Here is a 6,544-nt window from a genome sequence, read left to right on the forward strand (position 1 = left end):
TCAGCCCTGCACGGCCGGCGCGGCCGGCGCGGTCGCCTTCGCCCGGGCCGACTCCACGCGCTTGTCGTGCTTGGAGATCTCGGGCTCCCGGCTGCGCAGCTGGGCGTACAGCGGCGCCGCGACGAAGATCGTCGAGTACGTGCCGACGATGATGCCGATCAGCAGGGCGAGGGAGATGTCGCGGAGAGTGCCCGCGCCGAGGACGAACGCGCCGATCACGAGGATCGCGGCCACCGGGAGGGCGGCGACGATCGAGGTGTTGATGGAGCGCACGAGAGTCTGGTTCTCGGCCAGGTTCACCGTCTCGGAGAAGGTGCGGGTCGTGCTGCCGAGCGCCTCCACGGTGTTCTCGCGGATCTTGTCGAAGACCACGACCGTGTCGTAGAGCGAGTAGCCGAGGATCGTCAGCAGTCCGATCACCGCCGCCGGCGACACCTCGGTGCCGGTGATGCCGTAGACGCCCGCCACGATCACGAGGTCGTGCAGGAGCGCGACGATCGCCGCGAGCGACATCTTCCAGGTGCGGAAGTACGCCCACATGGCCAGGGCCGCGAGGACCACGAAGATCACCAGGCCGCGCAGGGCCTGCTGGGTCACGTCGTTGCCCCACGCCGCTCCGATGAAGGAGGAGGCGACCTGGTCGGTGGGCACGTCGTACGCCTCCGACAGGGCGTTCCGCACCGCGGTCGACTCGTCGGTCGAGAGCTGGCCGGTCTGTACGCGGATGGAGTCTTCGCCGACGATGGACACGCGCGGCACGGTCTCCGGAGCGACCGAGGTCACCGCGTCCGTCGCCGTCGCCTGCTCGAGACTCGACGGCGAGGACACCGTGAACTGCGAGCCGCCGGTGAACTCGATGCCGAAGTTGAAGCCGCCGCGGGCGACCGTACCGAGCAGCGTGATCAGGATCAGGGCGAGCGAGACGAGGTACCACGTGCGGCGCCGGCCGACGAAGTCGATCGATCGCGCACCGGTGTAGAGGTCGTTTCCGAACTGCGAGAAGCTGGCCATCACGCGTCCTTCCCGTTCGAGTCGTTGGAGTCGCGCAGGCCGGCCGCCTCGGCGGCCTTCCGCTCGGCGATGGTCTGGCGCTTGGCCGCCTCACGGGACGCGGAGGCGCGCTTGCCGGCGACCACCTGGTCCTGCGGACGGAAGGCGGCACGGCCGCGGTAGACGGCCCCGAGCGCCCGGGGATCCAGGCCCGAGGCCTTGTGCCCCTCGGCGAAGAACGGTCTCGTGGCCATCAGCTGCAGGATCGGGTGGGTGAACAGCGCCACCACGATCAGGTCGATGATCGTCGTGATCCCGAGGGTGAGCGCGAAGCCGCGGACACTGCCGACGGCGAGGAGGAAGAGGACCACCGCGGCGAGCAGGTTCACCATGTCGGACGCGAAGATCGTGCGCAGCGCGCGCCGCCAGCCGGACTCGACGGCGGACTCGAGGCCGCGTCCGTCGCGGAGCTCGTCGCGGATGCGCTCGAAGTACACGATGAACGAGTCGGCCGTGATGCCGATCGCGACGATGAGACCCGCGACTCCTGCGAGCGAGAGGCGCAGTCCCTCCCGCCAGGACAGCAGCGTGACGACGAGGTAGGTGACGATCGCCGCGACGAGCAGCGAGGCGATCGTGACGGCTCCGAGCACGCGGTACTGCGCGATGGAGTAGACGATGACGAGGATCAGGCCGATGAGGCCGGCGAGCAGGCCGCTGGCGAGCTGGGCGGAGCCGAGCGTCGCCGAGATGCTGTCCGAGCTCTGGACCTGGAAGCCGATCGGCAGCGCGCCGTACTTGAGCTGGTCGGCGAGCGTCTTCGACGACTCCTGGGTGAAGGAGCCCGAGATCTGCGCGTTGCCGTCGGTGATGGCGGCGTTCGTCGACGGGGCCGAGATGACCCGGCCGTCGAGGACGATCGCGAACTGGTTCTGCGCACCCTGCAGCGCCACGAGGCGCGAGGTCACGTCGCCGAAGGCCTGCGTGCCCTGGTCGTCGAACGAGAGGTTGACGGCCCAGGTGCCGGTGCTGGCGCCGGAGGAGGTCGTCATCAGGCCGTTCGAGGCGTCCGAGATGTCCTCGCCGGTGATCTCCACCGGGCCGAGGACGTACTTCACCGTCCCGCTGTCGTCGCAGGTGATGAGCGGCTGGTCGGCCGGGGCGAGGTTCGGGTCCTGGCCGTTGAGGAACGCGCAGTCGAACGAGGTGTACTGGGCCTCGAGCGCCGGCGTGAGGTAGGCGAGGTCGCTCGCGTTCGTCGGCGAGGCGGTCGGCTCCGTCGCGAGCGACGGGTCGACGGGCGTCGGCGTGGGCGAGGACGTCGCGTCGCCGCCGACCGAGCTGTTGGTGGCCTGGCTCGCGACGAGGACCGGGCGGAAGTCGAGCTTCGCCGAGGCCTCGATGCGCTGGAGCGTCTCGTCGTCGGGCGTGCCCGGGATCGAGACGACGATGTTGCTCGAGCCCTGGGTCGTGATCTCGGCCTCGGAGACGCCGGACGCGTCGATGCGCTGGCGGATGATCGAGACGGCCTGCGTCAGCTGCTCCGACGAGACGGTATCGCCGTCGTTCAGCTGCGGCTGCAGGACGATCTGCGTGCCGCCCTCGAGGTCGAGGGCGAGCTTCGGCGTCCAGGAGCCGCCGCCCCAGAGGACGGCCGCCGTGTTGAGTCCGACGAGAGCGAGGATCAGGACACCGAGCCAGCTCAGGGAGCGGCGGGCCTTCCGGACGGGGGTTGATGCGGCCACCCAGGGCTCAGCTTTCTCTTCGGTCGACGGTGATCGGCCCGGGGTCGCCCGGGCGTGGAGAAGGGCGGGCGGGCGCCGATGCGCCCGGCCCGACCAGGAGACTACTGCCCGTCGGGGCGGCGGTCGCGCTCGACCGGGTCCACCAGCGGGTCGCGGTGCGCGGAGTCGCGCTCGCCGAACTCGGGCGAGCCGGTCGCGGTCAGCGGGTCGGCCTCGTCCTCGGTGTCGACGGCGACGGCGTTCTCGCTCGGGTCGATGAGGCGGGCGATCGCCTGACGGTGGATGGTCAGCAGCGTGCCGGGGGTCGACTCGATGACGATCTTGTTCGCCTCGTCGTCGATCGACACGACGGTGCCGAAGAGGCCGGAGCCGGTCATGAGCTCCACCCCCGGCTGGAGGTTGTTCTTCATGCTCTCCGCGTCGCGCTGGCGCTTCTTGTTGTTGCGGAACATGAAGATGATCATCACGGCGAGCAGCAGGACGAGCAGGATGATCGTCGGATCCATGGGTGGGCCTTCCGGAGTGGATGGGCGATCCGCCGCGCGGCCTCAGGTCGAGGCGGAGCGGATCGAGCGGCCCGTCGGGCCTAGAGAATCATAGATCATCGGGGAACAGGGGCGGCTGAGCCGCCGTCCCCCGGGGGTCGATGCCGAAGTGGCGGTAGGCGGCGGGGGTCGCCACGCGGCCGCGCGGCGTCCGGGTCAGCAATCCGATCCGCACGAGGAACGGCTCGACGACGGCCTCGACCGTCTCCGCCTCCTCCCCCACCGACACGGCGAGGGTGTTCAGGCCGACCGGCCCGCCGTCGAAGCGGGTCAGCACGATCTCCATCACCGCGCGGTCGAGCCGGTCGAGTCCGAGCGCGTCGACGTCGTAGAGCTCCAGCGCCGCGCGGACGGCGGTCACGTCGGCCCGTCCGCCGTGGACCAGGGCGAAGTCCCGCACCCGCCGGAGCAGGCGGTTGGCGATGCGCGGGGTGCCTCGGCAGCGGCCGGCGATCTCGGCGATCGCGTCCGCGTCGATGTCGAGCTCGAGCAGCCGTGCCGCCCGGGCGAGCACCTGCCGCAGCTCGTCCTCCGCGTAGAACTCGAGGTGCGCGGTGAAGCCGAAGCGGTCGCGGAGCGGATTGGGCAGCAGGCCGGAGCGGGTCGTGGCGCCGACGAGCGTGAACGGGGCGAGATCCAGCGGGACGGACGTCGCTCCCGCCCCCTTGCCGACCATGATGTCGATCCGGAAGTCCTCCATCGCGAGGTAGAGCATCTCCTCCGCGGAGCGCGCCATGCGGTGGATCTCGTCGATGAAGAGGATCTCGCCGGGCAGCAGCGAGGAGAGGACGGCGGCGAGGTCGCCCGCGTGCTGGATCGCGGGGCCGCTGGAGAGCCGCAGGGGCGAGGAGCTCTCCTCCGCCACGATCATCGCGAGGGTCGTCTTGCCGAGCCCGGGCGGGCCCGCGAGCAGGATGTGGTCGGGGGTCCGGCCCTGCATGGCCGCGGCCTTGAGCAGCAGCTCGAGCTGGCCGCGCACCTTGCGCTGGCCGACGAACTCGCTGAGGTTCCTGGGCCGCAGGGCGCCCTCGAAGGCGACCTCGGCCTCCGACGCGACCTCGGCGCCCAGCACCTCGTCGCTCACGAGCGGGCCGCCGGACCGAGGCGGGCGAGGGCGAGCCGGAGCAGCGCCTGCACGTTCGCGGCGTCGGAGGCCTGCGCGTCGAGCAGGATCTCGTCGACCACATCGGCCGCGGTGCGCTCGGGCCAGCCCAGGCCGACGAGCGCCGCGAGCACGTTCTGCGCGGCGGTGGCGGCGGGACCGGAGCCGCGGGCGGCGCGCGGACGGACGGTCACCTTGCCGGCGAGCGACAGGATGATCAGCTTGGCCGTCTTCGGGCCGATGCCGCTGACCTTCCGGAACACCCCGTCGTCCTCGTCGGCGACCGCCTGCGCGATCCGGTCCGGCTCGACCGCGCCGAGCACGCCGAGGGCGGACTTCGGGCCGACGCCGGTCACGCCGATCAGCAGCTCGAAGATCTCGAGCTGCTCCTCGTCGGGGAAGCCGTAGAGGGTGAGCGAGTCCTCGCGGACGACGAGCACGGTGCTGACCGTGGTCTCGTCGCCGACGCGCATCTCGAGCGCGTGCTGCGGGGTCACGTTCACCGCGTAGCCGACGCCGTGGACGTCGAGGACGGCGAGGCTCCCGCGGGCGGAGAGGACGGTGCCGCGGAGGGAGGAGATCACCGCGTCAGTCTAGATGCTCGAACAGGCGTTCGACTCGCGGCCTCGGCGGCGCGCCACGCCCGCTGCGCTGCTGTGCCGCCCGCCGCTCCGTCGGCACCGGCTCCCGCCGACCCGGAGGACGGCGTGAGAGGCGCCCGCCAGGCGTGGCAGACGGCCAGGGCGAGGGCGTCGGCCGCGTCGGCCGGCCGCGGCGGGGCGTCGAGCCGGAGGACGCGCTGGATCATCGCGGTGACCTGGCGCTTGTCCGCGGCTCCGTAGCCGGTGACGGCGGCCTTCACCTCGCTCGGCGTGTGCATCCCGACCGGGAGCCCGCGCCGGGCCGCCGCGACGAGGGCGACGCCGCTGATCTGCGCGATGCCCATCACGGTGCTGACGTTGTTCTGCGCGAAGACCCGCTCGATCGCGACGGCGTCGGGGCGGTGCTCGTCGAGCAGCGCCTCGAGCCCGTCGCCCAGGGCCAGCAGGCGGCGCTCCAGCGCGTCGTCGGGCGGTGTCCGGAGGACCGTCACGTGCACGAGGGTCGCGTGGCGGTCGCGCGAGACGTCGACGATGCCGACGCCGCAGCGGGTGAGCCCGGGGTCGATCCCGAGGACGCGCATCAGGCCGCCCTCCGGGATCGGGCCGGGCTCACCGCGTCACTCCTCGTTCTCGAGCTCGGCGCGCACCTCTGCCGTGATGTCGAGGTTGGTGTAGACGTTCTGCACGTCGTCCGAGTCCTCGAGCGCGTCGATCAGGCGGAAGACCTTGCGGGCCGTCTCGGCGTCGGCCTCGACCTGGAGGGAGGCGACGAACTCGATGTCGGCGGAGTCGTAGTCGATGCCCGCCTCCTGCAGGGCCGAGCGGGCCGGGACGAGCTCGCTCGGCTCGACGCGGACCTCGAAGCTCTCGCCGTGGTCGAGCACGTCGTCGACACCGAAGTCGAGGACCGCGCCGAGCACGTCGTCCTCGGTGACGCTCTCTCCGTGGGGCACGGAGATGACGCCCTTGCGCGCGAAGTTGTACGCGACGCTGCCCGGGTCGGCCATGGTGCCGCCGTTGCGGGTCATCGCGGTGCGGACGTCCGCCGCGGCGCGGTTCTTGTTGTCGGTGAGGCACTCGACGAGCAGGGCGATGCCGTTGGGGCCGTAGGCCTCGTACATGATCGTCGTGTAGTCGATGACCTCGCCGGTGAGGCCGGCGCCGCGCTTGATCGCGCGGTCGATGTTGTCGTTCGGCACCGAGGTCTTCTTCGCCTTCTGCACGGCGTCGACGAGCGTCGGGTTGCCGGAGAGGTCGGCGCCGCCGATCTTGGCGGCCACCTCGATGTTCTTGATCAGCTTGGCGAAGGACTTCGCGCGGCGCGAGTCCTTGATCGCCTTCTGGTGCTTGGTCGTGGCCCACTTGGAATGCCCGGACACGGTGCTCCCTCGGAAATCTCGTTGCGTGCGGCCCCCGAGGGCGCCGCTGATGGCAGGGGCCAGTCTATTCGAGAGCCGGTCCGCGCCCGTCTCGGCCCGAGCACCGAGCCTTCCGCGCCCGTCTCGCCGGCGACGAGCCGCCCTCCCGGCGCGCCCCCGCACCGCCGAACGCACGATCCGC

At 71.5% G+C, this 6,544-nt stretch carries 7 protein-coding genes; all 7 read right to left on the reverse strand.

Annotated features, from left to right (window positions below):
* The 7 genes from secF to C5C44_RS15565 all read right to left on the reverse strand — a co-directional run bounded on the left by secF (position 1) and on the right by C5C44_RS15565 (position 6,363).
* Complete coding sequence (secF, locus tag C5C44_RS15535; RefSeq protein ID WP_104336156.1) at positions 1-1,011, reverse strand: protein translocase subunit SecF; 1,011 nt, start codon at positions 1,009-1,011, stop codon at positions 1-3.
* Positions 1,011-2,735, reverse strand: coding sequence for a protein translocase subunit SecD (gene secD, locus C5C44_RS15540; protein ID WP_104246772.1), 1,725 nt, complete (start codon positions 2,733-2,735; stop codon positions 1,011-1,013). The genes secF and secD overlap by 1 nt, the downstream gene beginning before the upstream one ends.
* 101 nt (positions 2,736-2,836) lie before the next feature.
* A complete protein-coding gene (gene yajC / locus C5C44_RS15545; RefSeq protein ID WP_104336157.1) occupies positions 2,837-3,241 on the reverse strand; it encodes a preprotein translocase subunit YajC in 405 nt (134 codons plus the stop codon).
* A gap of 88 nt (positions 3,242-3,329) precedes the next feature.
* Complete coding sequence (gene ruvB / locus C5C44_RS15550; protein WP_104224769.1) at positions 3,330-4,364, reverse strand: Holliday junction branch migration DNA helicase RuvB; 1,035 nt, start codon at positions 4,362-4,364, stop codon at positions 3,330-3,332.
* Positions 4,361-4,966: a Holliday junction branch migration protein RuvA gene (gene ruvA / locus C5C44_RS15555; protein WP_104225337.1), complete on the reverse strand. Its 606-nt coding sequence runs from the start codon at positions 4,964-4,966 to the stop codon at positions 4,361-4,363. Before ruvA ends, ruvB begins: the two co-directional genes overlap by 4 nt.
* Positions 4,963-5,565 carry a crossover junction endodeoxyribonuclease RuvC gene (gene ruvC, locus C5C44_RS15560; RefSeq protein WP_104224771.1) on the reverse strand — a complete coding sequence of 201 codons (603 nt, stop codon included), beginning with the start codon at positions 5,563-5,565 and terminating at the stop codon, positions 4,963-4,965. The genes ruvA and ruvC overlap by 4 nt, the downstream gene beginning before the upstream one ends.
* A 36-nt stretch (positions 5,566-5,601) precedes the next feature.
* The gene (locus tag C5C44_RS15565) at positions 5,602-6,363 is read right to left on the reverse strand and encodes a YebC/PmpR family DNA-binding transcriptional regulator (protein WP_104224772.1); all 762 of its coding nucleotides are present in this window, start codon (positions 6,361-6,363) and stop codon (positions 5,602-5,604) included.
* Positions 6,364-6,544: the final 181 nt, after the last annotated feature.

It is taken from the genome of Rathayibacter sp. AY1F6 (genome assembly GCF_002932035.1).
Taxonomy (GTDB): domain Bacteria; phylum Actinomycetota; class Actinomycetes; order Actinomycetales; family Microbacteriaceae; genus Rathayibacter.

Bases quoted from the DNA above. Each gene is read 5' to 3' on its own strand.
- secF (WP_104336156.1), bottom strand. From the start codon at position 1,011: ATGGCCAGCTTCTCGCAGTTCGGAAACGACCTCTACACCGGTGCGCGA.
- yajC (WP_104336157.1), bottom strand. From the start codon at position 3,241: ATGGATCCGACGATCATCCTGCTCGTCCTGCTGCTCGCCGTGATGATC.
- ruvC (WP_104224771.1), bottom strand. From the start codon at position 5,565: ATGCGCGTCCTCGGGATCGACCCCGGGCTCACCCGCTGCGGCGTCGGC.